21 protein-coding genes are annotated in these 24,955 nt (G+C 72.1%); 10 read left to right on the top strand and 11 right to left on the bottom strand.

The window, feature by feature from the left end:
- The first annotated feature begins 5 nt into the window (after window positions 1–5).
- Together HHX33_RS27005 and HHX33_RS27000 are read left to right on the top strand one after the other, a co-directional pair.
- Window positions 6–2,489 (top strand): hypothetical protein, encoded by a 2,484-nt coding sequence (locus HHX33_RS27005; protein ID WP_182877051.1) that lies wholly within the window; start codon window positions 6–8, stop codon window positions 2,487–2,489.
- A gap of 207 nt (window positions 2,490–2,696) precedes the next feature.
- Entirely contained in the window at window positions 2,697–3,491 is a 795-nt protein-coding gene (locus HHX33_RS27000) for an ArsR/SmtB family transcription factor (RefSeq protein WP_138460066.1), read from the top strand.
- Window positions 3,492–3,604: 113 nt separating this feature from the next.
- Here the strand turns inward: HHX33_RS27000 and HHX33_RS26995 are convergent, their stop codons facing one another.
- Window positions 3,605–4,048, bottom strand: coding sequence for a GNAT family N-acetyltransferase (locus HHX33_RS26995; protein WP_117409609.1), 444 nt, complete (start codon window positions 4,046–4,048; stop codon window positions 3,605–3,607).
- A gap of 247 nt (window positions 4,049–4,295) precedes the next feature.
- Between HHX33_RS26995 and HHX33_RS26990 the strand changes: the two genes are divergently transcribed.
- Window positions 4,296–4,742 (top strand): hypothetical protein, encoded by a 447-nt coding sequence (locus HHX33_RS26990; RefSeq protein WP_182877050.1) that lies wholly within the window; start codon window positions 4,296–4,298, stop codon window positions 4,740–4,742.
- Window positions 4,743–4,892: 150 nt separating this feature from the next.
- Here HHX33_RS26990 and HHX33_RS26985 read toward each other — a convergent pair whose 3' ends face one another.
- The 4 genes from HHX33_RS26985 to HHX33_RS26970 are packed head-to-tail and all read right to left on the bottom strand — an operon-like array spanning window position 4,893 to window position 10,475.
- Complete coding sequence (locus HHX33_RS26985; protein WP_182877049.1) at window positions 4,893–6,041, bottom strand: acyl-CoA dehydrogenase family protein; 1,149 nt, start codon at window positions 6,039–6,041, stop codon at window positions 4,893–4,895.
- A gap of 1 nt (window position 6,042) precedes the next feature.
- Window positions 6,043–6,936: a hydroxymethylglutaryl-CoA lyase gene (locus HHX33_RS26980; RefSeq protein WP_182877048.1), complete on the bottom strand. Its 894-nt coding sequence runs from the start codon at window positions 6,934–6,936 to the stop codon at window positions 6,043–6,045.
- A complete protein-coding gene (locus HHX33_RS26975) occupies window positions 6,927–8,897 on the bottom strand; it encodes an acetyl/propionyl/methylcrotonyl-CoA carboxylase subunit alpha (RefSeq protein ID WP_182877047.1) in 1,971 nt (656 codons plus the stop codon). The genes HHX33_RS26980 and HHX33_RS26975 overlap by 10 nt, the downstream gene beginning before the upstream one ends.
- A gap of 3 nt (window positions 8,898–8,900) precedes the next feature.
- Window positions 8,901–10,475, bottom strand: a complete 1,575-nt coding sequence (locus HHX33_RS26970; RefSeq protein ID WP_182877046.1) for a carboxyl transferase domain-containing protein — start codon at window positions 10,473–10,475, stop codon at window positions 8,901–8,903.
- Between the two features lie 46 nt (window positions 10,476–10,521).
- On the opposite strand from HHX33_RS26970, the gene HHX33_RS26965 reads away from it, so the two are divergent.
- Window positions 10,522–11,097 carry a TetR/AcrR family transcriptional regulator gene (locus HHX33_RS26965; protein WP_117410194.1) on the top strand — a complete coding sequence of 192 codons (576 nt, stop codon included), beginning with the start codon at window positions 10,522–10,524 and terminating at the stop codon, window positions 11,095–11,097.
- A 43-nt stretch (window positions 11,098–11,140) separates the two neighbouring features.
- On the opposite strand, the gene HHX33_RS26960 is transcribed toward HHX33_RS26965, so the two are convergent.
- Window positions 11,141–13,360: a thiamine pyrophosphate-dependent enzyme gene (locus HHX33_RS26960; RefSeq protein ID WP_182877045.1), complete on the bottom strand. Its 2,220-nt coding sequence runs from the start codon at window positions 13,358–13,360 to the stop codon at window positions 11,141–11,143.
- A 213-nt stretch (window positions 13,361–13,573) separates the two neighbouring features.
- Here HHX33_RS26960 and HHX33_RS26955 point away from each other — a divergent pair, with 213 nt between their 5' ends.
- The 3 genes from HHX33_RS26955 to HHX33_RS26945 all read left to right on the top strand — a co-directional run bounded on the left by HHX33_RS26955 (window position 13,574) and on the right by HHX33_RS26945 (window position 16,826).
- Window positions 13,574–14,905, top strand: a complete 1,332-nt coding sequence (locus HHX33_RS26955; RefSeq protein ID WP_182877044.1) for a hypothetical protein — start codon at window positions 13,574–13,576, stop codon at window positions 14,903–14,905.
- A 233-nt stretch (window positions 14,906–15,138) separates the two neighbouring features.
- On the top strand, window positions 15,139–15,417 hold the full coding sequence (locus HHX33_RS26950; RefSeq protein WP_182877043.1) for an acyl carrier protein: 279 nt from the start codon (window positions 15,139–15,141) through the stop codon (window positions 15,415–15,417).
- Entirely contained in the window at window positions 15,414–16,826 is a 1,413-nt protein-coding gene (locus tag HHX33_RS26945) for a condensation domain-containing protein (RefSeq protein WP_182877042.1), read from the top strand. The genes HHX33_RS26950 and HHX33_RS26945 overlap by 4 nt, the downstream gene beginning before the upstream one ends.
- An 18-nt stretch (window positions 16,827–16,844) precedes the next feature.
- Here the strand turns inward: HHX33_RS26945 and HHX33_RS26940 are convergent, their stop codons facing one another.
- From HHX33_RS26940 to HHX33_RS26925, 4 genes are all read right to left on the bottom strand, one after another.
- Window positions 16,845–17,699, bottom strand: a complete 855-nt coding sequence (locus HHX33_RS26940) for an ABC transporter permease (RefSeq protein WP_117409781.1) — start codon at window positions 17,697–17,699, stop codon at window positions 16,845–16,847.
- A gap of 4 nt (window positions 17,700–17,703) precedes the next feature.
- Window positions 17,704–18,699 (bottom strand): ATP-binding cassette domain-containing protein, encoded by a 996-nt coding sequence (locus tag HHX33_RS26935; RefSeq protein WP_182877041.1) that lies wholly within the window; start codon window positions 18,697–18,699, stop codon window positions 17,704–17,706.
- A 70-nt stretch (window positions 18,700–18,769) separates the two neighbouring features.
- Complete coding sequence (locus tag HHX33_RS26930) at window positions 18,770–19,336, bottom strand: PadR family transcriptional regulator (RefSeq protein ID WP_182877040.1); 567 nt, start codon at window positions 19,334–19,336, stop codon at window positions 18,770–18,772.
- Between the two features lie 208 nt (window positions 19,337–19,544).
- On the bottom strand, window positions 19,545–20,288 hold the full coding sequence (locus HHX33_RS26925) for an SDR family NAD(P)-dependent oxidoreductase (protein WP_117409784.1): 744 nt from the start codon (window positions 20,286–20,288) through the stop codon (window positions 19,545–19,547).
- A gap of 207 nt (window positions 20,289–20,495) precedes the next feature.
- On the opposite strand from HHX33_RS26925, the gene HHX33_RS26920 reads away from it, so the two are divergent.
- A complete protein-coding gene (locus HHX33_RS26920) occupies window positions 20,496–21,434 on the top strand; it encodes an RNA polymerase sigma-70 factor (protein WP_182877039.1) in 939 nt (312 codons plus the stop codon).
- 116 nt (window positions 21,435–21,550) lie between these two features.
- Here HHX33_RS26920 and HHX33_RS26915 read toward each other — a convergent pair whose 3' ends face one another.
- The gene (locus HHX33_RS26915) at window positions 21,551–22,645 is read right to left on the bottom strand and encodes a magnesium and cobalt transport protein CorA (protein ID WP_220498873.1); all 1,095 of its coding nucleotides are present in this window, start codon (window positions 22,643–22,645) and stop codon (window positions 21,551–21,553) included.
- A 208-nt stretch (window positions 22,646–22,853) separates the two neighbouring features.
- Between HHX33_RS26915 and HHX33_RS26910 the strand changes: the two genes are divergently transcribed.
- Window positions 22,854–23,501, top strand: a complete 648-nt coding sequence (locus HHX33_RS26910; RefSeq protein WP_182877089.1) for a M50 family metallopeptidase — start codon at window positions 22,854–22,856, stop codon at window positions 23,499–23,501.
- A gap of 404 nt (window positions 23,502–23,905) precedes the next feature.
- Window positions 23,906–24,949: a hypothetical protein gene (locus tag HHX33_RS26905; protein WP_182877038.1), complete on the top strand. Its 1,044-nt coding sequence runs from the start codon at window positions 23,906–23,908 to the stop codon at window positions 24,947–24,949.
- Window positions 24,950–24,955: the final 6 nt, after the last annotated feature.

Below are 24,955 nucleotides of genomic sequence, written 5' to 3'. Positions count from 1 at the left end.
TACCGATGGACGCCGAGTCAACGATCTGCCTGAGCGACCTGGTCCCGGCCCTGCGCTGGAGCCGTCCTCAGCAGGTGGCCGAGATGCTGGCCGACCCGCGCCTGCCCGGCGGGTGGTGGGCATCCGTCACGATCGGGCACGCGGTGCGGGCGACCGGCGTCGACTGGCTCTGCGAACGGCTCGCCCGGCTGGCCGTCGGCCGCTGGGACCATCTGCCTCTCACCGACCTGCTCCCCGCACTCCAGGTCCACACCGTGGACCCGGCCATGACCGGGTGGCCCGAGCCGGTCCGTACGGTGGTCACCCACCTGGGCGGGTGGTACCGGCTGCGCCGCATGACGCCCGTCGACCTGCGGACGCCCAGCGGCTCGGCCTCGCCGGAGGCCCTCCTCACCACGATCTTCCGAGAGGTGTTCGGGCACCTGGGGGAATCGGGCGGCGAACAGGCGTCCACCCCGGCCACACAGGCGATCCCGGGCGCGCAGCCGACTCCCGGCGCACCGCCTGTTCCGGGCACACAGCCTGTTCCGGGCACACCGGGCGCTTTGGCTGCACCGGGTGCTCTGGCGGCTCCGGGCGCTCCGGGTACACAAGGCGTTCCGGGTACACGGGGCGCCGGCGCTTCGGGCGCGCAGGCGGTCCCGGGCGCCCCCACGGTCCAGCCCGCCGCCGGTCCCGTCTCCGGGCCGTTCCCGCAGGTTCCCCAGGTGACCACGCCGCAGGGAACCGCGGCGCAGGGAAGCACTGTGCAGGGAGGCACGGCGCAGGGAGGCACGGCGCAGCCGTTCCCCCAGCAGCCCGCCGCGGCCGCGCAAGGGTTCCCGGGCACCCCGGGCCCGACCTCCCAGCCGTTCCCCGCCGCCGCCCAGGGACCCACCGCTCACGGACCCGCCTCGCAGGCACCCCCGCAGGCCGACGGAGCCCCCTCCCAGCCGTTCCCCGCCGTTCCGGGCGCCACCTCCCAGCCGTTCCCCGCCGTTCCGGGCACGGCCTCCCAGCCCTTCCCCGTGGCCGGCCAGGGACCCGCGGCGCAGGGACCCGGCTCTCCGCCGCCCCCGCGGGTCAACGGAGCCCCTTCGCAGCCCTTCGCGCGGCCGGACGCCGTGCCTCCCGGCCAGGCGGAGCAGGCGGCCGTACAGCCGGGAACGGCCCCGCCGCCCGCGAGCCTGCCGCCGGCGGGTGCGCCTCCCGGCCAGCAGGCCAGGCCCGCCACCCAGCCCTTCGCCCGGCAGCCCGGCGCCGCGCTCCCCCAGCCCCCGGCCCAAGCCGCGGGCCGGCCCACCGCCCAGTCCCCGTCCCAACCCGCAGCCCAACCCACGGCCCAACCCGGGGCACAGTCCCGTACGGAGCGCCGTGGCGAGGCGCGGCCGGAGGCTCCGGCGGCGCCGGAGCGGCAGCCGCCCGACCTGTCCGCGCACCCGATGGTCGGGGTCGTCGAGGGGCTGTTCCGCGACTGGGACCCGCTCGCCCGGGCCGTGGCCGCCGAGCGGCTGTTCGCCGCGGAACCGGTGAGCCTCCGCGCGCTCGCGCACACCCTCGGCGTCGACCGCGAACTGCTCTCCCAGGCGCAGCGCACGGCCGAGGAGCGGGTGCTGCTGTGGCTGCGCTCCCCCGACACCGCACCGCTCACCGGGCACCTGTTCGGGCTGACCGAATGGCTCGGCGCGGCGGCCACCCAGGAGCAGCTCATCGCGGCCGACCCGTCCCACCCGGTCGAGGTCCCGGCCCTCGGCACGCCGCTGTGGCGGGTGCTGGTCACGCTGATGCCCGACCGCCGCCTGCAGGACGGCTGGCTCGTGGTCGGCGACCTGGCCGGGCTGCGCGAGAAGACCCGCCACCTCCTGGCGAGCAAGCCCGCGGACGCCGATGTCGTGGAGCTGCTCGGCCAGCTCGGCATCCGCGCCCACTCGGCGAAGGCGTGGCTGGACTCGATGCCCCAGGCGGGCTCGCCGTCCGCGGCGGACGCGCTGCCGACGCGGCGCGGTCCGGCGGGCACGCCGGCGCCGCTGCCGCGCCGCACTCCGGGGGCGAACGGCCACCACCACGGCCGCGGCGGCATCCCGGTCCCCTCCCAGGCCGGCAACGGGCCCGACGCCGCCACGGCGCTGGCCGCGCTGAACGCACTGGCGAGCGGCACCCGGGGCGGGGGCGTACCCCTGCCGCACCTGGTGCCGAACCCCCGTCCGACCTCGGGCCCGGCCTCCGACCCGCGCCGCTGGCAGCGGATCGACGTGACCAGCGGTCACCTGCGCGGCGAGCCGGTGGCGGTCCCCGAGGGGTACGCCGCCCAGCTGGGCATGCGCCCGGGGACGCTGCTGTCGGTCACCGGCCCGGGGAACAACGCCGTCGTCCTGGTGTGGCGTGACCGGCAGCCGGTGTTCGACTCGCTCCAGCCGGTGCTCATGCGGCTGAACGCCCGGCCGGGCGACTCGGTCTACGTGACCGTGGACGGCTACCGGCTCGACGCCCAGCTCACCTCGGCCGTCTGACCGACCCCTGCCACGCGCGGCGCACGGCGCTCCATGAGCAGTGCGTCGCGCGTGCGCGCCGGCCTTCGCGAGCCCGCTTCGGGAATGATCACCTTCCGCGCCGGCCCTGACAGCCGCACGTCTTGACATGCAGCCATCCGGCTGCCAAATTTAGAGGCAGCCAAAAGGCTGCATATCGACAGAAGGCGATCCGGGAACGAGGGCGAGATGGACGAGGTGTTCAAGGCGCTGGCCGATCCGAGCCGGCGCGCGCTGCTCGACTCGCTCAACGCCCGCAACGGGCAGACGCTGCGCGAGTTGTGCGCCGGACTCGACATGGCCAGGCAGTCCGTCAGCAAGCACCTCGCGGTGCTGGAGGAGGCCGGGCTCGTCACCACCGTGCGGCGGGGCCGGGAGAAGCTGCACTACCTCAACGCCGCGCCCGTGCACGAGATCGCCCACCGGTGGATCAGCCGCTACGACCGGGCCAGGGTCCAAGCCCTGGCGGACCTGAAACTCGCCCTTGAGGAGACCCCGATGGACGCGCCGACCTTCGTCTACACCACCTACATCCGCACCACGCCGCAGAAGCTCTGGCAGGCGCTGACCGAGCCCGCCTTCACCCGCCGCTACTGGGCCACGGAGTTCACCACGGACTGGTCCGCCGGCTCACCGATGACCTGGGACAACCACGGCGTGCTGATCAGCGACCCGGAGCAGGTCGTGCTGGAGGCCGAGCCCTACAGCCGGCTCTCCTACACCTGGCACGCCGTCACCCCGGAGCTCGCCAAGCGCTTCGGCTGGGACGAGGAGACGCTCGCCCGGCTGTCCGGCGAGGCCCGCTCGAAGGTCACCTTCACGATCGAGGAGCCCGCGCGGGAGGTCGTGAAGCTCACCGTCGTGCACGACGGCTTCGAGCCCGGATCGAGCCTGGCCGAGATGGTCAGCCACGGCTGGCCGAACGTCGTGGCGAGCCTGAAGACGCTGCTGGAGACCGGGGAACCGCTGCCGGCCGACGCGTGACCTCCCCGATCGGCCCCGGCGACGCCGCGAGGCGCCGCCAGGCCGGCCCGCCTGGACGACCGCCCGGAGGACGGTGAGCGGCCCGGAGAGCACCGCGGTAGGCGGGGAGAAGGTCAGGCCTTCGGTCTGAGCATCTTCCGGTAGTAGGTCGCCGAGATCTCGTAGCCGAGGGCGCCGTAGAACTCGGCGGCCCGCCGGGTCGCCAGCGCGACGTACCCGGCCTGCCGCGAGCGGGCCCACGTCTCGAACTCCTCCAGCAGCCTGCGCCCGATGCCGTGGCGGCGGTAGCCGCTCTCGATCATCGCCTCCTCCACCCAGGCGACCCTGCCGTTGGCGAAGAGCGTGATGTGGGTGAAGCCCAGCAGGTAACCGCGTACGGTCCCGTCCACGGTCGCGACCATGAGAAAGGCGTCCTCGTTCTCCAGCAGCTGCGGCAGCGCCGCGTCGAACGGCGCGCGCTCGGGCCGGAACGTCACCGCGAACTCGCGGGCGAGTGCGAAAATCTCGTCCGCGTCGGTCTGCTCGGCCCGCCGGAGCTGGAGATCACCAGACGTCATGAAAGGGACTCTAGGAGTACCCAGACACATACGTCCAATCCGAGCCCCCCCGCGAGACCGGCGGCAGGCGGGACCGCCTCACGTCCGCGGGCCGTCCGGCCGTTTCCCCCACCCGGAGTCGCCGTTCCTCGCGCTGGAGTGGAGTGACGGCCGAGGCCGCGGCGCTCTACCAGCCGCGGCACGGCTGCAAGCAGCGTTCAAGGATCATGCAAGAAATTCGCATTCCCATCGCCCTAAGTTGCCGCTCATGAGAACGATGACTCGCGCCTTCGGTCTGGTATTCGCCGCAGCGGTTACAGCACTCCTCGTATCAGCCACTCCGGCCAACGCACTCGTCGACGGGTACACGCAGGAGTCGCCGGAGCCGCCCGTGTGCACCAGCGGCAAAATCGGGAGTAACAGGCAGTACACGCACTGCACTTATACGCGGTATTTCGGCGTGTTCCGGTCGGGAGCCAGTTACTACGAGGCGGCACAGAAGATCAATCCAGAACTGTCCAACATCATCAAATATCTGGACGAGGCGGACGGCTGCGGCGCAGTACTGCTGACCAGCAGCAACACATATATGCACTTCCCGACGAACGCGGCGGCATCCGATGAGTTCCAGTGGTTCCAGGGCGACCCGGAATATGGCGTCGAGACGATAGCCAAAGTGTCGCAAACCTGCATGTGGATCACCGAGGGCAGCTGACCCGGAAGAGCGACACACGGTGACGTCCACCGCCTTGGCATGGCGATCGAAGCAGACCGATGCCTCCCTGACACGGGCGGTTGCGGCGTTCACCCTCACGCCGGCCGAAGTGCTCGTCCCCCGGGGAGCCGTACCGGGGCGTGGACGGGTTCAGACGGGCAGGCCGAGTTCGCGGGCGATGAGCATGCGCTGGACCTCGCTGGTGCCCTCGCCGATCTCCAGGATCTTCGCGTCGCGGTAGAAGCGCCCGACGGGGAACTCGTTCATGAAGCCGTAGCCGCCGAAGACCTGGGTGGCGTCGCGGGCGTTGTCCATCGCGGCGTTGGACGCGACGAGCTTGGCGATCGCCGCCTCCTTCTTGAACGGCAGGCCGGCCACCATGCGCTCGGCGGCGTGGTAGTAGGCCAGGCGGGCCGTGTGCGCCCGCGCCTCCATGTCGGCGATCTTGAACTGGATGGCCTGGTAGCCCCCGATCTCCTGGCCGAAGGCCCGGCGCTCCCTCGCGTACCGCAGCGACTCGTCCACGCAGCCCTGGGCGAGGCCGACCGACACCGCGGCGATCGCCACCCGGCCCTCGTCGAGGGTCTGGAGGAACTGCGCGTAGCCCCGGCCGCGCTCGCCGAGCAGGTTCTCCTCCGGCACCCGGCAGTCGGTGAAGGAGAGCTCGCGGGTGTCGGAGGCCGACCAGCCGACCTTGGAATACTTCTTCGACACCGTCATGCCGGGCGTGCCCGACGGCACGAGGATCGTGGAGATCTCCGGCCTTCCGTCCTCCCGGCGGCCGGTGATCGCCGCCACCGCGACGACGGCGGTGATGTCGGTGCCGGAGTTGGTGATGAACGCCTTGGAGCCGTTGATCACCCACTCTCCGCTTTCGAGGACGGCGGTGGTGCGCATGCCGCCCGGCACGTCGGAGCCGCCGCCGGGCTCGGTCAGCCCGAACGCCCCCAGGATCTCCCCCGCGGCCATCCCCGGCAGCCAGCGCCGCTTCTGCTCGTCGGTGCCGTACCGGAGGATCGGCATCGCGCCCAGCGACACCGCCGCCTCCAGGGTGATCGCCACCGAGGAGTCGACCCGGGCCAGCTCCTCCAGGGCCAGGCACAGCGTGAAGTAGTCACCGCCCATGCCGCCGTACTCCTCCGGGACGGGCAGGCCGAACAGGCCCATCGCGCCCATCCTGCGGACGACGTCGTACGGGAACTCGCACCGCTCGTAGTAGTCCCCGATGACGGGGGCGACCACCTCGCGGGCGAACTCCTCCACCGACTTGCGCAGCTCGATGTGCTCGTCGTTGAGCATCTCAGATCTCCTTGGCAAGGGCCTGGACGACGCGGGAGGGGCTCGGCCGGCCCAGGATTCCGGCGAGCCACAGGCTGGTGGCGGCCAGCGACCTGACGTCCACCCCGGTCTCGACGCCGAGGCCGTCGAGCATCCACACCAGGTCCTCGGTCGCGAGGTTGCCGGTGGCGCTCCTGGCGTACGGGCAGCCGCCGATGCCTCCGGCGGAGGAGTCGACGACGGTGATTCCCCGTCTCAGCGCGGTCAGCGTGTTGGCGAGGGCCTGGCCGTAGGTGTCGTGGAAGTGGACGGCGAGCCGCTCCGGCCCGACACCGGCCTCGGCGAAGGCGTCGAGCAGGTCCTCGACGTGGCGGGGCGTGCCGACACCGATGGTGTCGCCCAGCGACAGCTCGTGGCAGCCGAGGTCGAGCAGCCTGCGCCCGACCCCGGCGACCTGCGCGGGCGCGACCGGTCCCTCCCAGGGATCGGCGAAGCACATCGAGACGTACGCCCTGACCCGCACGCCGTGGGCCAGGGCCCGCTCGACGACGGGCGCGAACATCTCGAACTGCGACTCGACCGTGCGGTTGAGGTTGCGCCGCGCGAACGACTCGGTGGCGCTACCGAAGATCGCGATGTCGGTGACTCCCTGCTTGAGTGCCCGGTCGAGGCCTCTGTCGTTGGGGACGAGCACCGGGTAGCGGACCCCGGGCACCCGGGGCAGGCTCTCCAGCAGCTCGCCCGCGTCGGCGAGCTGCGGCACCCACTTCGGGTGGACGAAGCTCGTCGTCTCGATCGTGGTGAGCCCGGCCTCGGCCAGCCGGGCGACGAACTCGCGCTTGACCTCCACCGGCACGACGGCCGACTCGTTCTGCAGGCCGTCGCGCGGGCCGACCTCGTAGATCGTCACTCGCACGGCGTCACCACCGCCAGCACCGCGTCCAGGTCCACCGTCTGTCCCGGCCGCACCCGCAGTTCGGCGAGCACGCCGTCGTCCGGCGCCGTCAGGGTGTGTTCCATCTTCATCGCCTCCACCACGACCAGAGGCTGCCCGGCGGTGACCCGCTCGCCCCGGGCCGCCTTCACCAGCAGCACCGTTCCCGGCATCGGGCTGCGGACCACGCCGTCCCCGGCGAGCGCGCCGCCCGCCCGGTCTCCCGGGTCGCCGGGCTCGTGCCGGGTCACCGGCCAGGCCCGGCCGCCCTCGGCGAGCCAGAGCGTGCCGCGGTCGCGGGCGACCGCGTACCGCCGGGTGACCCCGCCGAGCGACACCACGGCCGCGCCGTCGCCGAGCCGCGCCAGCCGCGCCCGGCCAAGTGAATGTCCATTAACTTCGATCCGGGCGTCGCCGGCCGGTCCCGCGATCCGCACCGGCACGCCGAGGTGGTGGACCGTCCAGGCGGGCTCCCCGATCCGCCAGCCGTCGTTCACGTCCCAGGGGTCGCCGTCGCCGGAGGGGCCGGCGAAGCCCGTGTGGAAGACCAGCGCCGCGGCGGCGAGCACCTCGTCCGGCACGCCACCACCGGCCGGGCCGTTCACCGGGCCGCCCAGCAGGTCGCCGAGGCGGTGCTCGACCAGGCCGGTGTCGAGCCGCCCGGCCGCGACCTCCGGGTCGGCCAGCAGCGCCCGCAGGAAACCGACGTTGGTGGTGACCCCGAGGATCACGGTGGAGCCGAGCGCCCGGTCCAGCGCCGCGAGCGCGCCCGCCCGGTCAGGGGCCCAGGCGACCGCCTTGGCCAGCATGGGGTCGTAGTCGCTGCCCACCGCCATGCCCTCGGTGAGCCCCGAGTCGAACCTGACGTCCTGACCGGCGGGCTCCCGCAGCGCCAGGATCCGGCCCCCGGTCGGCAGGAAGTCGCGGGCGGGGTCCTCGGCGTACACCCGGGCCTCGACCGCGTGGCCGCGCAGGCGCACCTCGTCCTGCCCGAACGGCAGCGCCTCGCCGGAGGCGATCCGCAGTTGCAGCTCGACGAGGTCGAGACCGGTCACCATCTCGGTCACCGGATGCTCCACCTGGAGCCGGGTGTTCATCTCCATGAAGGAGAAGCCCCCCGGGTCGGCGGCCGGGACGATGAACTCGACCGTCCCCGCGCCGACGTAGCCGACCGACCGAGCGGCCTCCACCGCCGCCGCGCCCATGCGCGCCCGCGTCGCGGCGTCCAGGAGCGGGGACGGCGCCTCCTCCACGATCTTCTGGTGCCTGCGCTGCAGGCTGCACTCGCGCTCGCCGAGGTGGACGACGTTGCCGTGCGCGTCGGCCATGACCTGGATCTCGATGTGCCGGGGGCCGTCGACGTACCGCTCCAGCAGCAGCGTGCCGTCACCGAAGGCGGCCACGGCGGTGCGGCGGGCCGACTCGATCGCCGCGGGCAGTTCCTCCGCCGAGGCGACCCGCAGCATGCCCTTGCCGCCGCCGCCCGCCGACGGCTTGATCAGCACGGGGAAGCCGATGCGCCCGGCCGCCTCGGCCAGGTCGTCGCAGGGCTCCGCGCCGCCGGGGACGACCGGCACGCCCGCGCGGGCGACCGTCTCCTTGGCCCGGATCTTGTCCCCCATGGCCTCGATGGCCTCGGGCGGCGGGCCGATGAAGACCAGGCCCTCTGCCGCGCAGCGGCGGGCGAACCCGGCGTTCTCGGCGAGGAAGCCGTATCCGGGGTGGATCGCCTCGGCGCCGCTCGTCCGGGCGGCCTCGACGATCCCGCCGGCGTCGAGATAGCCGCGCGGGAGCCGTACGGCGAGGTCGGCCTCGCGCACGTGCCGGGCGTCACGGTCGGCGTCGCTGTGGACGGCGACCGCGCGCACCCCCAGCGCGCGCAGCGTCCGGATGATCCGGACGGCGATCTCCCCCCGGTTGGCGATCAGCACACTGGTGAACATCACTCACATCCGGAAGACGCCGTAGCCGACGGGTTCGAGGGGGGCGTTCGCGGCGGCGCCGAGCGCCAGGCCGAGGACGGTCCTGGTGTCCACCGGGTCGATCACCCCGTCGTCCCACAGGCGGGCGGTCGAGTAGTAGGGGCTCCCTTGGTGCTCGTAACGGGCCCGGATCTCCTCGGGGTCGGCGTCGCCGACCATGGACAGGACGGTGGCGGCCTGCTCGCCGCCCATCACCGAGATGCGGGCGTTCGGCCACATCCACAGGAAACGGGGCGAGTAGGCGCGGCCGGCCATCGCGTAGTTGCCCGCGCCGAACGAGCCGCCGATGATCACGGTGAACTTCGGCACCCGGGCGCAGGCGACCGCCGTGACCATCTTCGCGCCGTGCTTGGCGATGCCCCCCGCCTCGTACGCCTTGCCGACCATGAAGCCGCTGATGTTCTGCAGGAACACCAGCGGGATCGACCGCCGGTCGCACAGCTCGATGAAGTGCGCGCCCTTGAGCGCCGACTCGCCGAACAGGATGCCGTTGTTGGCCACGATCCCGACGGGGTGGCCGTGGACGCGGGCGAACCCGGTGACCAGGGTCGGGCCGTACTCGGCCTTGAACTCCAGGAACCGGCTGCCGTCCACGATCCGGGCGATCACCTCGCGCACGTCGTACGGCCGGCGGGTGTCCTGGGGAACGATCCCGTAGAGGTCGTGCGGGTCGTGCAGCGGCGGCTCGGCCGGAGCGACGTCCCAGGGGCGGGGGCCTCTCGGCGCGAGCGTCGACACGATGTCCCTGACGATCTTCAGGGCGTGCGCGTCGTCCTCGGCGAGGTGGTCGGTGACGCCGCTGACGCGGGCGTGGACCTCGCCGCCGCCCAGTTCCTCGGCCGTGACGGTCTCGCCGGTCGCGGCCTTCACGAGCGGCGGCCCGCCCAGGAAGATCGTCCCCTGGTCGCGGACGATGACCGCCTCGTCGCTCATCGCCGGGACGTAGGCGCCGCCCGCGGTGCAGGAGCCGAGCACGGCCGCGATCTGCGGGATGCCCCGCGCCGACATCGTGGCCTGGTTGTAGAAGATGCGCCCGAAGTGCTCCCGGTCGGGGAAGACCTCGTCCTGCTTCGGCAGGAACGCCCCGCCCGAGTCGACCAGGTACACGCACGGCAGGGTGTTGTGGAGGGCGACCTCCTGGGCGCGCAGGTGCTTCTTGACCGTCATGGGGTAGTAGGTGCCGCCCTTGACGGTGGCGTCGTTGGCCACGATCACGACCTCGCGGCCGCCGACCCGGCCCACGCCGGTGATGATCCCGGCGGCCGGGGCCTGGTCGTCGTACATGCCGGTCGCCGCGAGCGGCGACAGTTCGAGGAAGCGCCCGCCGGGGTCGAGGAGGGTGTCGACGCGGTCGCGGGGCAGCAGCTTGCCGCGCTCGGCGTGCCGGGCGCGGGCCCGCTCCGGGCCGCCCCGCGCCGCCGCCGCGAGTCGCTCGCGCAGCTCCGCCGCCAGGCGCTCGTTCGCCTCGGCGTCGCGCTTGTACGCCTCGCCGCCCGGGTCGCACCGGCTCTCCAGCACCGGCCAGTCGCTTGTACTCATGCTCGAATGTTAGTCATCGTTAACTGACTCCGTCTACCATGGTGCCGTGAAGTCCCCTACCCGCAATCGGCGGGCCGAGATCCTCGACGCGGCCGCCGCCCTGTTCGCGGCACGCGGTTTCCACGGCGTGTCCATCGAGGACATCGGCGCCGCGGTGGGGGTGTCGGGGCCCGCGCTCTACCGGCACTTCAGCGGCAAGGAGGCCCTGCTCACCGAGATGCTGCTCGGGATCAGCGAGCGGCTCCGCGAGCAGGGGGCGCGGCTCGCCACCACCGCCGACCCGGACACCGCGGAGGCGGCCCTGGACGCGCTGCTGGCCGGGCACATCGAGTTCGCGCTGCGCCATCCGGCGCTGATCCGGGTGCAGGAGCGCGAGCTCGACAACGTGCCCGAGCAGGCCAGGCGGGCCATCCGGCGGCTCCAGCGGCTGTACGCCGAGGAGTGGGTGGCCGTGCTGGCCGAACTGCACCCCGACTGCCCGCAGGCGCGGCTGCGCGCCGCCGCGCACGCGGTCTTCGGCCTGCTCAACTCCACCCCGCACAGCGCGGGAGAGCTGTCCCCCGAGGCCATGGCCGGCCTGCTGCACACCATGGCCCGCGCCGCCCTGTGCCGGATCGGGTGACCGGCGGCCGTCCCGCGATCAGGCCCCTGATCAGGCTCTTCGGTCAGCTTCGGGCGAGGAGGGCGCGGGCGGCCTGCTCGATCTCGGCCTCGGACAGCAGCACGGCGCCGGCCGCCGGGCCCAGCGGCACGAAGCTGTCCCGGGAGGTCACCCGGGTGATCGGGCCGGTGAACCCGTTGTCGAGCAGCGCCGCCATCACGCCCTCGGAGACGCCGCCGCTGCGCCGGGTCTCGTCGGCGATCAGCACCCGGCCCGTGAGGTCGGCCGCGCGCATGAGGTCGTCGACCGGCAGGGGCGACAGCCACCGCAGGTCGAGCACCCGGCAGCCCATGCCCTCCGCCGTGAGCCGCGCCGCCGCCCGCAGGCTCATCCGCAGGCCGTTGCCGTAGGTGACGATGGTGAGGTCGCGGCCGTCGCCGTAGGAACGGGCCCGGCCGACCGGGACGTGCGTCTCCGCCCAGCGGGCCGGCGGCGCGTACGGCGCGAGCCAGCCGTCGTCGCCCTCCTCGAACAGGTCCCGGGCGTGGTAGAGCGCGATGGGCTCCAGGAACACGCACACACTGCCGTCCACACGGGCGGCGGCCAGGCAGGTGCGGAGCATCGCCGCCGCGTCGTCGGGCCGCGCCGGAGACGCGATGATCAAACCAGGGATATCGCGCAACGCGGCAATCGAGTTGTCATTATGGAAATGTCCCCCGAAGCCCTTTTGGTAGGCATATGAGGCAACTCGTACGACCAGGGGATTGCGGTACGCGCCCCGGGAGAAGAACTGCATGGTCGACGCCTCGCCGCGAATCTGATCAAGGGCGTTGTGCAGATAGGCGAGATATTGGATCTCGGGCACCGGCAGCATCCCCGCCAGCCCGCTGCCGAGCGCGAGCCCGAGGACGGCCTGCTCGTCGAGCAGCGTGTCGAAGACCCGCTCGCCGCCGAACCTGCGTGCCAGCCCTCGGGTCACGCCGTACACCCCGCCCTTGCGGGCCACGTCCTCCCCGAACACCAGGACCCCGGGGTCGGCCGCCATGGCGTCGGCGAGGGCGCGGTTGACGGCCTGCGCGAGGGTGAGCCCGCCCTCCGACTCCGGGGGCGCGGCGAAGGCCCGGTCGCGCTCCCGCGCGGGCGCCGCCCGCAGGGTCCCGGCCGCCACCGCCCGCGGGTCGCGCGGCGCGAGCGGCGCCATCACCTCCTCCGCGGACGACAGCCGGGGCCGCCGCGCGCACTCCATCGCCAGCTTCAGCACGTGGTCGCGCTCGGTCTCGTAACGCGCCAGCAGTTCGTCGGGCTGGGCGAGGCCCGCCTCCACCAGCAGCCGCGCCGTACGGACAAGGGGGTCGCGCTCCAGGTCGGCGGCGATCTCCTTGCGGGTGCGGTAGGCGATCTCCACGTCCGAGCCCGCGTGGCCCATCAGCCGCACCGTGCGCAGGTGCAGGAACGCCGGGGCGCGGTTGTCACGTACGTGGCGCACGGCGCGCGTCGCGGCGTCGTAGGTCTCGGCGAGGTCGCAGCCGTCGGCGTGGAAGTACTCCAGCGCCGGGTGCCTGGCCCGCTCGACCCAGTCGCGCGGGGTCCGCACGCTGATGCCGAGGCCGTTGTCCTCACACACGAACAGCACCGGCACCTGCAGCCCGCGATGGCCGCCGTACGCCGCGGTGTTGAGACCCGTGAGGGCGGAGGCGTGGTTCAGCGACGCGTCGCCGAATCCGCAGACGACGACCGCGTCGCGCGGCCAGGGCGACGGCAGGCCCAGCGTGCGCGCCCGCTCGATCGCGAAGCCGACGCCGACGGCCCGCGGCAGGTGGCTCGCGATCGTGGAGGTCTGCGGGATGACGGCGAGGCGGGGGTGGCCGAACACCTTGTGCCGGCCGCCCGCGATCGGCTCCTCGGCCGACGCGGCGATCCCCAGCAGCACGTCGCGCAGCCCCTCCTCGGCCAGCCGCCCGGCCTGCGCGGAGCGGGCCAGGTAGAACGCGCCCGACCGGTAGTGGAGCAGCGCGGGGTCGGTCGCCCGGAGCGCGGCGGCCACGGCGGCGTTCCCCTCGTGGCCGGACGACCCGATCGTGTAGAAGCCCTCGTCGCGCCCGCGCATCAGGCGGGCGGCGACGTCGAGGAGCCGGCTGCCGAGTTGCACCGCGAACAGTTCCCGGCACCGGACCCCGGTGAGGCCCGAGCCGGGCCGGACCGGCAGATCCGGGTCCCCGGCGGGCCCCGGGGTCAGCGCCCCCACGGCTTCGGCGAAATGGGTCTCCACTGCTTCCCGTACCACACGGCCGATTATGTCGCAGGATGCTCGCCCCGTCCCGCACAGTGGGAACTCCCGGTATCCCTCCGCCAATTGATCAACTATATTGACACAATTTGATGACGAATGTCATTTCTCTCAACCTATGCCGGTTATCGCCCGTCTACTTGAGAGGAATGACGTGGCACCCTCAGGCCGCGTTCACCGTTCGACCACCGGGAAGGATGGTTCAGCGGAATGTTGGAACGCATGCGCGCCGTGATCGCGGCGGTGGCCATGGGAGGAGCGGCCGCCCTGTGCGGAGCCGTGGCGCTCCCGGCCGCCGCGGGCGCGGCGACGGTGACGGCGCCGAGCGACCTCGCCGTCTCCCCCAGCCCCGTGATCGTCGCCACCGGCGCGGGCACGCCGGCGACCTTCACCTACAAGTCGGCCGAGGCGGGCACCGCCCGGCTCCTCGACGGATCGGGCCGGGCCGTCGCGCTCGCCACCGGTCCCGCCGGCTCCGGCGCCTACTCGGCCAGGTACGGCTTCACCTTCAGGGACGAGCCGGGCGCCTGGAAGCTGGAGGTGAGGACCGGGGGCGGCACCGCGACCAAGGAGTTCCAGGTTCACTGGAACACCGGCCTCGACTTCGCCGCCTCGCCGGACGTGGCCGACCGCGGCGGCGTCGTCAGACTGTCCGGCACGCTCACCTACGGCGCGTCGCGCGGGTACGCCGGCCAGCGGGTGTACCTCGCCTTCAAGCCGGTCGGCGGCTCCTACGGCCGGGTCGGCTGGGTGACGACCGACGGGCGCGGCCGCTTCTCGGCCGACGAGAGGGTGGACAGGTCCGGCTGGTGGCGGGCCGAGTTCGACGGCACCACCGCCGCCGAGCCCGCGACGAGCGACAGCGACCGGGTCGACGTACGGGACGCCGCCCGGCGCACCCGCGTCACCGGCTTCGACGCCTCCCCCGACCCCGTTCGCGCCGGTGGCACCCTGCGCCTGCGCGGCCGGCTGGAGATCGGCGGCGGGGACTTCTGGCGCGGCTTCCCCGACCACCGCGTGAAGATCCTCTTCAAGCCCGACGGCGGCTACCGCTGGCAGTACGTCACCTCCGCCTGGACCGGTGACCGCGGCTTCTTCGCCGCGGACGTCAGGGCCAGGACCTCCGGCTGGTGGCGGGCCGAGTTCGAGGCCGTCACCGGCGCGACGGGCTCGGTGAGCTCGTCCGACTACGTGACGGTCCGCGCTCCCCGGCCCGTGCCGCCGCCCGCCGCCGACACCCGGGTGATCCGCTTCAACGCCGCCCCCGAGCCGGTCGGGTATGGCAGGTACCTGACCTTCCGCGGCGCGCTCCAGGTGTGGGACGACGGCTGGGAGGGCTACGGCCACCAGAAGGTGACCGTGTGGTTCAAGAAGGCGGGCGGCTCCTGGCACTACGTCAAGACGCTGCGGACGAACGTCTCCGGCAAGTTCTGGGGCAGGACCAAGGCGACGCGCTCCGGAAGCTGGAAGGTGGTCTTCCCCGGTGACGACGAGGCCCGGCGCTCGTCCAGCCGCGCGGACTGGGTCCGCGTGAAGCACTAGAGAAGACGAGAAGCACTAGAGAAGACGGTCAGGCCGGCCCGGGGCGGGTGTCACGCCCCGGGCCGATCCGCGTCACGGCCCCTTCGCGGACCGCGCGACCCGTTTCCGAAAGTTTTCGGTCAGCGTCTTTTCTGTTTCGTTGTCATTCCCGATCCGATTTGCCTATGCTTCCGTGCCAGGTCGGCATGATTCCCCCGGGACAGCGGAGGACGTCATATGACGGGTGGTGCGGCATGACGGCCGGACAGTACAGACGGGCCCTGGCGGACTTGGTCGCCGAGGTGTCCGAGGGCGCGATCGGCGCCGAGGAGGCGCTCGCCGGCGAGCGCTCGCTGTCGGCGCTCGGCCTGACCTCGGTGGCCCGGGTGCGGCTCGTCGACGCGATCGAGGACACCTTCGGGATCGAGGTCGGCCTCGGCGGCGACTGGGCCTCGCTGGAGAGCGTCGACGCCCTCGCCGCGCTGGTGTCCCGGGCCGCCGAGCCCGGCGACCGGACCACGGCGGGCGCGTGACGACCCCGGAGGGCTGCGCGGGCGCGACGGTGGAGTTCCACGGCGCGCGGGAGGGCGAGGCGACGCTGACCTGGGGGCAGCGGCTGATCTGGCGGGCCGTCCATCTGATGGGGGACAGCCAGTCCTTCCTCAACTGCCCCTGGGTGCTGCCGGTGTACGGCAGGCGCGACCTCGCCACCGTGCTGGACACGCTGCGCGTGCTGATCGAACGGCACGAGACCCTGCGTACCACGTTCCACGGCACGCCGGACGGACCGGTGCAGCGGGTGAGACGCGACGGCCGGCTCACGGTGGACCTGGTGGAGGCGGGGGAGGAACGGGCGCTGCGGGCGGCCGAACGGATCTCCGGCGAACTGAGCACGACGGCCTTCGTCCACGACCGCGAGCTGCCGCTGCGCTGCGCCGCCGTCCTGAAGGCCGGGCGGCCCATGGCGCTGGCGCTGACCTTCTCCCACCTGGCCGTGGACTTCCAGGCCCTGAGCCTGCTCTCGGAGGAGTGGAAGGTCCTGCTCAGAGGGGAGGAGCCGCCGCCCGCCGACTGGCATCCGATGGACCAGGCGGCCCTGGAGCGCGAGGAGTCGTTCCAGGCGCGCTCGGCCAGGTCGATCCGCTACTGGCGGGCCGTCCTGGAGGAGGCGCCGCTCGACGTGTTCGACCATCCTCCGGGCGAGCCGGAGGACCCCCGGTTCATCGAGGTCGGCATGGAGTCGGTCGCGCTCGCCGCGGCGGCCGAGACGCTGGCCGAGCGGTGGACCATCAGCACGACCAGCGTCCTGCTCGGCGCGTGCGCGACCGTCCTGGCCACGGTGAGCGGCCGCACGAAGGCGGTCATGCAGCTCGTGCACAGCAACCGCCGCGACCCCCGCACCCGCACCATGATCGGCAACGTCGGCCAGGACGGCCTGTTCGTCCTCGACCCGCCCTCCGAGGGCTTCGCCGACGCCTGCCGGGAGGCGCACCGCGCCGCCTTCACGGCGTACCGCAACGCGCACTACGACCCCTTCGCGATGCAGGCCATGCGCGAGGACATCGGCCGCCGCCGCGGCCGGGAGCCGGACCTCGACGCGTTCTTCAACGACCGGCGGACCATCGGCACCTGGCCGGGAGTGCCCCGGCCCGAGGCCGGCGAGATCGCCGGCGAGTCCCCCGCCGACCTGACCGCGAAGACCCGCACCTACGTCACGAACGCCTGGCCCGGCGTCCGGTTCAAGGCGTTCTTCACCGTGGGCGCGGCCACCGACACGGGACAGCTCAGCCTCATCGCCGACACCGCCTACCTGCCCCTGGAGACGGCCCGCGCCATGCTCCTCGGCGTGGAGGCGCTGCTGGTCCGCGCCCTCGACGAGGACGTCCCGCTCGCCGCCGTCCCCCGGGTGTGCGGGGTCGGCCCGTACGCCGGAACCGTCTAGTCCGTACGCCGGAACTGTCTAGTCCGTACGCCGGAACTGGGCCACGGCCACGGCCAGCAGGACCGCGCCGACGGCGGCGACCAGGCCGAGTTCGAGCACCACCGGCAGCCGGTGGCCGAACCAGCTCACGCCGGGGTTGAGCATCGCGTCCACCTGCGGCGGCACGTCGATGTGGCCGAAGACCGCCCGGCGCATCGGATCCACGGCGTACGTCAGCGGGTTGACCGTCGTGAGCACGTGCAGCCACGACGGCAGACCGGCCAGCGGGAACATGGCGCCCGACAGGAACATCATCGGCATGATCGCCATCTGCATCACGCCGAAGAAGCTCTGCATGGTGCGCATCCGGGCGGCGAGCGTCACGCCGAACGCGGTGATCGTGAAGGCGGCGAGGAACATCTCGCCGAGCAGGGTGAGGATCAGGCCCGGCGAGTACGGCACGCCGACCAGCCCCGCGAGCGCGAGGATGATCACGCCCTGCAGGGTGGCGACGACGGCGCCGCCCAGGCACTTGCCGACCACGATCGCGCCCCGGCTGACCGGCGCGACCAGCATCTCGCGCAGGAACCCGAACTCGCGGTCCCACACGATGGATCCCGCCGAGAACATCGCCGTCATGATCACGGTCATCGAGATCATGCCGGGGTACATGAACGTCCGGAAGTCGACGCCGGGCACCGAACCGCGCACCAGCGTGCCGAGCCCGGTGCCCATCACGAACAGCCACAGCACCGGCTGGACCAGCGAGGACACGATCCGCGTGCGGTCGTTGGCGAACCGCAGCAACTCCCGGTGCAGCACCACCTTGACCGCCCGCAGGTCGTGGCCTCCGCCCGCCCGCGGCACGCTCACCCGGACCACGTCGGTCGTCATCCGCTCACCTTCCCCTGGCCATCGCGCGCATCCACTGGTTGCCGGTCCCCGACGACTCCGCGTCGCGGATCGTGGAGCCGGTGTAGGACATGAAGACGTCGTCGAGCGAGGGGCGCGACACGCTTACCGACCGGATCGGCACGCCGAGGCCGGCGAACAGCTTCGGCACGAACTCCTCCCCCGACGGGACCGCGAACGTCACCTGGCCCTCCCGTACGGCGGCCTCGACGCCGAACCTCTCCCTGAGCAGGACCATCGCGCGTTCGTCGTCGCCGGTCTGGATCTGCACGCGGTCCTTGCCGACGCTCGCCTTGAGCGCCTCCGGCGAGTCGATCACCACGAGCTCGCCGTGGTCGATGATCGCGATGCGGTCGCAGTACTCGGCCTCGTCCATGTAGTGCGTCGTCATGAAGATCGTGATGTCCTCGCTGTGCCGCAGCTTGCCGATGTATCCCCAGATGGCCGAGCGGGTCTGCGGGTCCAGGCCGACCGTGGGCTCGTCCAGGAAGAGCACCCGGGGCGAGTGCAGCAGCCCGCGGGCGATCTCCAGCCGGCGCTTCATGCCGCCGGAGAACGTCATGACCTTGCCGTCCCTGCGGTCCCACAGCCCGACCATGTCCAGCACCTGGCGCATCCGGTCGCCGACCAGGTCCTTCGGCACGCCGTACAGCTCGGCGTGGAAGCGCAGGTTCTGCTCGGCGGTCAGGTAGCCGTCCAGCGTGGGGTCCTGGAAGACCAGCCCGATGTTGCGGCGCACGGCGTCGCGCTCCGTCACGATGTCGTGCCCGGCGACGAGGGCGGTGCCGCCCGTGGGGGTGGCGAGCGTGCACAGCATGCTGATCGTGGTGGTCTTGCCCGCGCCGTTCGGCCCGAGGAAGCCGAACACCTCGCCGGGCGCGACCTCGAAGTCGACGCCCTTGACGGCCTCGACCTTGCCGTACGTCTTGCGCAGGCCGCGCACCGCCACCGCCGCGCCGAGATCACCGGCCCGCGCGTTCATGCCACCCCCTCCGAAGGCCGCGGGCTCACGTGAACCGCCCCGCGCCCGTCGATCCGCTCGCTTCGCTCGTTCATGCGTCCTCCGCGAGAATCCGGAACATCGCCTGGCGCGTGCTCCTGAGCAGTTTCTTGGCCTCGTCGACCTGGCGGTCGTCCGCGACGTGCGTCAGATGGACGAAGGCCTCGCCGAGCTGGCCCCACAGCGTCCGCAGTTCGTGCCGGTCCGCGGGGAGGCCGCGGCAGACGTCCGCCCACGGCTCGGCCCGCTCGCCGGCCTGCCGCCCGCCCTCCTCGGTCAGCCGGTACGTACGGCTGCCGCCCGCGTCCTCTCCCTGGACCAGTCCCTCGTCCTCCATCTGCTGGAGGGCGGGGTAGACCGAGCCGGGGCTGGGCCGCCAGACCCCGCCGCTGCGCCGCGCGATCTCCTCGATCAGCTGGTAGCCGTTGCGCGGCTCCTCGGTCAGCAGGCGCAGCAGGGCCGCACGGACGTCGCCCCGCCGTACGCGCGGTCCCAGCGCGGGCGGCTGAGGGAGCCGCGGACCGGCCTGCGGCGGTGGTGGGGGTGACGGCGGTGGTGGCGGTGTCGGTGGCGGCGGAGGCGCGAGCGGGACAGCCGGGGGCCCTCCATCCTCGTGCATGCGATCCTCCAACTATCGAGATACATGAAAGATATATCTAGATAGTTGGCGCGAACAAGCCCCCGCTCGGGTCCGCGCGACCAGCCCCGAACAACCCGGCTGCCCCGCACCGCCGGGGCCGACGTCGAGCCGGCCGGGCACGCGCGGATCGGCTACGCTCGCGCCACCACGCGTCCCGAGCTCGACAAGACCGTCACGGGGCCCGGAACTACCAGGCGATGGGGCCGAGGCGATCGATGAAGATCCCGGTCGGCCCGTCAGAGGCGAGCGTCGCGAGCTCGATGATCGAGTCGGTGCCCTCGGTGACCGTCATCGCGCCGGTGTGGTTGTTCATGTCGGTGGCGGCGAACTTGCGGTTGACGACCTCTCCGGGGGTGGCGACATTGAATTTGATCTCCGGGAGCGCCTGGGCGTATCGGACGGTAATCATGTTCAGTGCCGCTTTCGACGAGCTGTAGGCGAGCTCGTGCATCTTCGAGACCGGCTGATCCGGATCGGTCACGACCGCGAAGGAACCCCCGCCGCTGGACACCATCACCACGCGCGGGTTGTCCGCCGCCCGCAGCAGGGGGAGGAACGCGTGTGTGACCCTGATCGGCCCGTACACGTTGGTGTCGTAGACGGAATGGACCTCGTCGGCCGTCGCGTCCGCGGGCGGGATGATCCTGCCCGGCGCCCCGGCGTTGTTGATCAGCACGTCGAGCCGGTCGGTGTGCCGTCGCACAAGCCGTACGGCCTCGCCCACCGACTCGTCCGAGGTCACGTCCAGCGGGACCATGACCACGTCCACGCCGCCGGCGGCCAGTTTGCCGGCGGCCGCCCTTCCGCGTCCTTCGTCGCGCGACCCCAGGAAGACGGTCCACCCCTGTTCCCCGAGCCGCCGGGCCGCTTCGAAACCGAGTCCCTTGTTGGCACCGGTGATCAGCACCGAAGTCCGGTCCGTGTTCGTCATCGATCCTCACTTCCGTGGTTCGCCTGCCGCGTTCGTCGTCACGCGGCGTCCTGACGACCATGCAGACGCCGCCGACCCGACCCCTGTGACAGGACGCGGATGTGAGGTGTGTCACCGCGAGCGGGTGTCACACGGCGACGGGGACCGGCGTCTTGCGTGTGGCACACGTGTGGCAGAGTCGAGCGGCGACAGGCAGGGGCGGGGAATATGAACGAGCGGAGCGAGCGGACGGCGGGCACAGCTGGAGCGTTCGCCGGCGGCGGCCGGACCGATCCCGCCACCGAGGCGTTCGTCACCCACCGCAACCTGCTGTTCACCGTCGCCTACGAGATGCTCGGGTCGGCCGCCGACGCCGAGGACGTCCTGCAGGAGACCTGGTTGCGGTGGTCGGGCGTCGACCTGGACACCGTGGAGGATCGGCGTGCGTACCTGGTGCGGATCGCCACCCGGCAGGCGCTGACCCGCTTGCGTACGCTCGGCCGGCGCAGGGAGTCCTACGTCGGTCCCTGGCTGCCTGAGCCGCTGCTGACCACACCCGACGTGGCCGAGGACGTCGAGCTGGCCGACAGCGTCTCGATGGCGATGCTGCTGGTGCTGGAGACGCTCGCGCCGGCCGAGCGGGCGGTGTTCGTGCTGCGCGAGGTGTTCGACGTCGGATACGACGAGATCGCCGACGCCGTCGGCAAGAGCCCGGCAGCGGTCCGCCAGATCGCCCACCGGGCTCGAGCGCACGTCGCCGCCCGGCGGCCGCGCGACGTGGTCTCCGCGGCCGAGACCCGCGACGCGCTCCAGGCGTTCCAGCGCGCGGTCGAGACCGGCGAGCTGCAGAGCCTGCTCGACGTCCTCGCTCCCGACGTCGTCGCCCTGAGCGACGGCGGCGGCGTCAAGCCCGCTGTGCCGCGGCCCGTCGTGGGGGCCGGCAAGGTGGCTCGCCTGCTGGCCGCGGGCCTGCACAGGTTCGGGGCCGAGGTGTCGGTCGAGCAGGTGCAGGTCAACGGCTGCCCGGGTCTCCTCATGCGCATCGACGAGGAGATCGACGGTGTCGTCGCGATGCGGGTCGAGGGCGGTCTGGTCACCGAGCTCTACTTCGTGCGCAACCCGGACAAGCTGTCGCGGGTGGAACGGGAGACCGCGCTGAGCCGCTGAGGCCGGGAGCCCGCCCGGCCAGCGGCACTCGGCGAACAGGCTACAGAGAGCTACTTCGGGCCTGGTCGCGGGACCCGAGTGGGCCCCAACAAGGACGCACCGGGCGTCCTCGCGTCTCACAGCCAGTCGCGGCGCTTGAACACCAGGTAGAGCGTGAGACAGACGACGCCCATGAGAACGATCGCCAGGGGGTAGCCGAGCATCCAGTGCAGCTCGGGCATGTGGTCGAAGTTCATCCCGTAGATCGTGCCGACCAGGGTCGGAGCGAACAGGATGGCCGCCCAGGCGGAGATCTTCTTGACCTCGTCGCCCTGGGCGATGCTCGTGGCCGTCAGCTTGGTCATCTCCTCGTTCTGCTGCTGGCTCACGAGAGTGGAGTTGACGATGAGGATGTCCTGGAGCATCTGCCGGAAGCCCGCCACGCGTTCGGTGACCGTGATGGCGTGGTCGGACACGTCGCGCAGGTAACGCTGCAACTCCTCGTTCACGCCGTACTTGGGCGACCCCGCGATGAAGCCGTCGAGCATCGGCACGAGCGGGCTGGTCGCCCGCTGGAACTCGATGACCTCCCGTGAAAGGGCGTAGATGCGCCGCGGCGCCGCCGGGTCGCCGCCGAAGACCTGCACCTCGATCTCGTCGATGTCGTTCTGCAGCCCGGCGACCACGGGCGCGTAACCGTCCACCACCGCGTCGAGGATCGCGTACAGCACGGCCTGCGGGCCCTGGCGGAGCAGGTCGGGGTCCGACTCCATCCGCCGGCGCACCTTCGACAGGTCGGGCGCCTCGCTGTGCCGCACGGTCAGGACGAAGTCGGGGCCCACGAAGACGTGCAACTCGCCGAAGGCCACCTTCTCCGGCTTGTCGAGGTACTGCGCCGCCCGCAGCACCACGAACAGCGTGCCGCCGTACCGGTCGGCCTTGGGCCGCTGGTGGGCGACGATGGCGTCCTCGATGGCGAGCTCGTGCAGGCCGAACTCCTCGGCGGCCTTGATCAGCTCCGCCTCCTCCGGCCGGTAGAGGCCGATCCACGCCATCGCGCCCGGCCGCGCACGCAACGAGGCGATGGCGTCGCCGAGCGACAGCGGCGAGTCCACCCGCTCGCCGTCCACGTACACCGCGTTGTCGATCACGCTGTGCCTGAAGGAGTCCTCGCGCTCGCCGGCCCGTGGGTCCATGGAGTGTTCGGGAGCCTGCTCCGGCTTCGTCCTCATGAGTCCACTCAATCCGCGCAGTCCACGTATCCGCCGCTCTGCCACTTGTAGAAGGTAACCCCCGTTCGCACTTTCCCCGCGCACCGGGCGGGCGCGGGCGGCGTGGACCGGGCCCGCGGGCCGTACGATTCCGGGAGTGACCCCCCTCAAGGCCCTCTGGAACCATCTGACCGCCACCCAGGTCGCGCCCCCGCTCTGGCTGGTCGTCATGTCCGGGTTCGCCGCTCTGGCGGTAGTCGCCTACCCGGTTTCGTGGCACTATTCCCGCGGCCTGATCACAATCGCGCACGAGGGCGGCCACGCGTTCGTGGCGGTGCTCACGCGGCGCAAGCTGCGGGGCATCCGGCTCCACTCGGACACCTCCGGAGTGACGCTGACCCGGGGCAGGCCGACCGGGCCCGGCATGGTCGTCACCGCCGCCGCGGGGTACGTCGCGCCGTCCCTGATCGGCCTCGGCGCGGCCTGGCTGGTCGCGGACGGGCGGATCACGCTGCTGCTGTGGGCCGTGCTCGCGCTGCTGACCTGCATGCTGCTGATGATCAGGAACGTCTTCGGCGCGGTGTCCCTGCTCGTGGTGGGCGGCGCGGTCTTCACGCTGTCCTGGTTCGCCCCGCCCGACGTGCAGTCCGCCGGCGCCTACGCCGCGGCGTGGTTCCTGCTGCTCGGCGGCGTGCGGCCGATCCTCGAACTGCAGGCCAAGCGCCGGGTCGGGCACGCGCCGGACTCCGACGCCGACCAGCTCGCCCGGCTGACCCACGTGCCCGGCACGCTCTGGGTGCTGCTGTTCCTGCTGGTCTCCACCGCGTCACTCGTCTACGGCGGCTACCTCCTGACCTCCCACTGGCTGCCGGCATAGACTCGCCCGAGCGCCTTTACGTTGTAGATCAACCATTGATGAAGCGGTTCCCGGATTTATGAGTGATCAAATGGGTCCGGGCGCTGAGACGAATGCGATGAACAGGCGAGCACCCAGGCCACGGTCACGGCGATTTCCCCGATTCGGCCCTCCGTAAGCCGGCCGGGCACTTTCTCGCGGACGCGTTTCGTTGGGGTAGCCAGGAAGGGGGAATTCCTGGTGACGATTCGATTTCTTCCGGTCGTGACCAGCTCCCTTCTATGGTTACGTGTGGTTCGTCTGCTGGTCGGGGTCCGGCTGGAGAGGGACGAATTGGTGAGGCGAACTCGATCGGGCGGACAGCGCGACCGCACGCGAGGGGCGATCGTCGCGTGAGCCTGGACCAGGCGCCGGAGGAACCGCCCGTGAGGCGGCCGCGCACCGGCCGGGAGAAGCTGATGCTGGCGGGGAAGTCCGCCGGCGCCCTGATCACCTTCGCCGTCACCGTGGGCGCGTTCTGGATCGCGCTGGTGGACCGGACTCCCGGACCGACGATCGACGAGTGGCGTCTCAAGGCCGACAACACCTGCCAGCGCAACTTCGGCGACATGCAGACCTCGCTGCACTCGGCCATGCTCCAGATGGCCCAGCTCGTACGGGGGATGCCGCCCGCCGGCACGCGCAGCCCCGAACTGGCCGCGGTCGTGACGTCCATGGACGAGGTCGCCTCGGCGTTCCGCGCGATGAGCGCCGACTTCGCGGAGATCCCGGTGCCGGAGGGATACGATCGCCGCGACATCGACGGGCTCCTGCGCGACACCCGGAACTTCGCGACGGCGTTCACCACGATCGCGACGTTCCTCGTGAACCACCAGGTGGGCCAGAGCACCCCGCTCCAGATCCAGGCGACGGTGAGGGCGATGCAGGCGCTGACGACCAACACGATGCCGTCGTGGGTGGCCGGCGCGCGGCGACTCGGCCTCACCGAGTGCCTGGCCATCATGGGGACCTCCACCCTGGGCCCGGCCACGCCGACGCCCGCCAGCTTCACGGTGGGGCAGCAGGCACTGGTCGATCGTATCGACTCCCGCGTGCTGACCGGGTGCGTCCCCGCGTTCGCGGAGGAGAACGCCAAGGTGATCGCCGCGGTGAACTGCGCGGCCGTGCGCTCTGGCCCGGCGCGGAACCCGCTGGTGATGCGGTTCATCGACGGGAAGGCGCTGAAGGCGTGGGTCGCCGGGTTGTCGAAGGGCCTGAGGTCGCGCGGCTGCGCCCGCGGCGACTCCTCCGGCGCCTGGAACCACGAGGGAAAGGTCACGGGGACGCTCGTCTGCAAGCCCGGCTCGAAGGGCTCCTACCTGGCCGTGTGGACCTTCGACGGCGAGGACGTCGCGGTCCTCGCCGAGGCGGGCGACCGGCCGGCCATCTGGACCTGGTGGAAGGACAACGCCTACCTGCTGACCCCCTGAGCTCCC

Source organism: Microbispora sp. H10670, assembly GCF_014161385.1.
Classification (GTDB): Bacteria; Actinomycetota; Actinomycetes; order Streptosporangiales; family Streptosporangiaceae; genus Microbispora; species Microbispora triticiradicis.
Note: the sequence above shows the minus strand (reverse complement) of the source record. Positions and strands in the feature narration are given on the sequence as shown.

Bases quoted from the DNA above. Each gene is read 5' to 3' on its own strand.
- HHX33_RS26935 (WP_182877041.1), bottom strand. From the start codon at position 18,699: ATGAACGCGCGGGCCGGTGATCTCGGCGCGGCGGTGGCGGTGCGCGGC.
- HHX33_RS26950 (WP_182877043.1), top strand. From the start codon at position 15,139: ATGACGGCCGGACAGTACAGACGGGCCCTGGCGGACTTGGTCGCCGAG.
- HHX33_RS26975 (WP_182877047.1), bottom strand. From the start codon at position 8,897: ATGTTCACCAGTGTGCTGATCGCCAACCGGGGGGAGATCGCCGTCCGG.
- HHX33_RS26910 (WP_182877089.1), top strand. From the start codon at position 22,854: ATGTCCGGGTTCGCCGCTCTGGCGGTAGTCGCCTACCCGGTTTCGTGG.
- HHX33_RS26970 (WP_182877046.1), bottom strand. From the start codon at position 10,475: ATGAGTACAAGCGACTGGCCGGTGCTGGAGAGCCGGTGCGACCCGGGC.
- HHX33_RS27000 (WP_138460066.1), top strand. From the start codon at position 2,697: ATGGACGAGGTGTTCAAGGCGCTGGCCGATCCGAGCCGGCGCGCGCTG.
- HHX33_RS26925 (WP_117409784.1), bottom strand. From the start codon at position 20,288: ATGACGAACACGGACCGGACTTCGGTGCTGATCACCGGTGCCAACAAG.
- HHX33_RS26920 (WP_182877039.1), top strand. From the start codon at position 20,496: ATGAACGAGCGGAGCGAGCGGACGGCGGGCACAGCTGGAGCGTTCGCC.
- HHX33_RS26985 (WP_182877049.1), bottom strand. From the start codon at position 6,041: ATGCTCAACGACGAGCACATCGAGCTGCGCAAGTCGGTGGAGGAGTTC.
- HHX33_RS26930 (WP_182877040.1), bottom strand. From the start codon at position 19,336: ATGCACGAGGATGGAGGGCCCCCGGCTGTCCCGCTCGCGCCTCCGCCG.
- HHX33_RS26915 (WP_220498873.1), bottom strand. From the start codon at position 22,645: ATGAGGACGAAGCCGGAGCAGGCTCCCGAACACTCCATGGACCCACGG.
- HHX33_RS26990 (WP_182877050.1), top strand. From the start codon at position 4,296: ATGAGAACGATGACTCGCGCCTTCGGTCTGGTATTCGCCGCAGCGGTT.
- HHX33_RS26995 (WP_117409609.1), bottom strand. From the start codon at position 4,048: ATGACGTCTGGTGATCTCCAGCTCCGGCGGGCCGAGCAGACCGACGCG.
- HHX33_RS26955 (WP_182877044.1), top strand. From the start codon at position 13,574: ATGTTGGAACGCATGCGCGCCGTGATCGCGGCGGTGGCCATGGGAGGA.
- HHX33_RS27005 (WP_182877051.1), top strand. From the start codon at position 6: ATGGACGCCGAGTCAACGATCTGCCTGAGCGACCTGGTCCCGGCCCTG.
- HHX33_RS26940 (WP_117409781.1), bottom strand. From the start codon at position 17,699: ATGACGACCGACGTGGTCCGGGTGAGCGTGCCGCGGGCGGGCGGAGGC.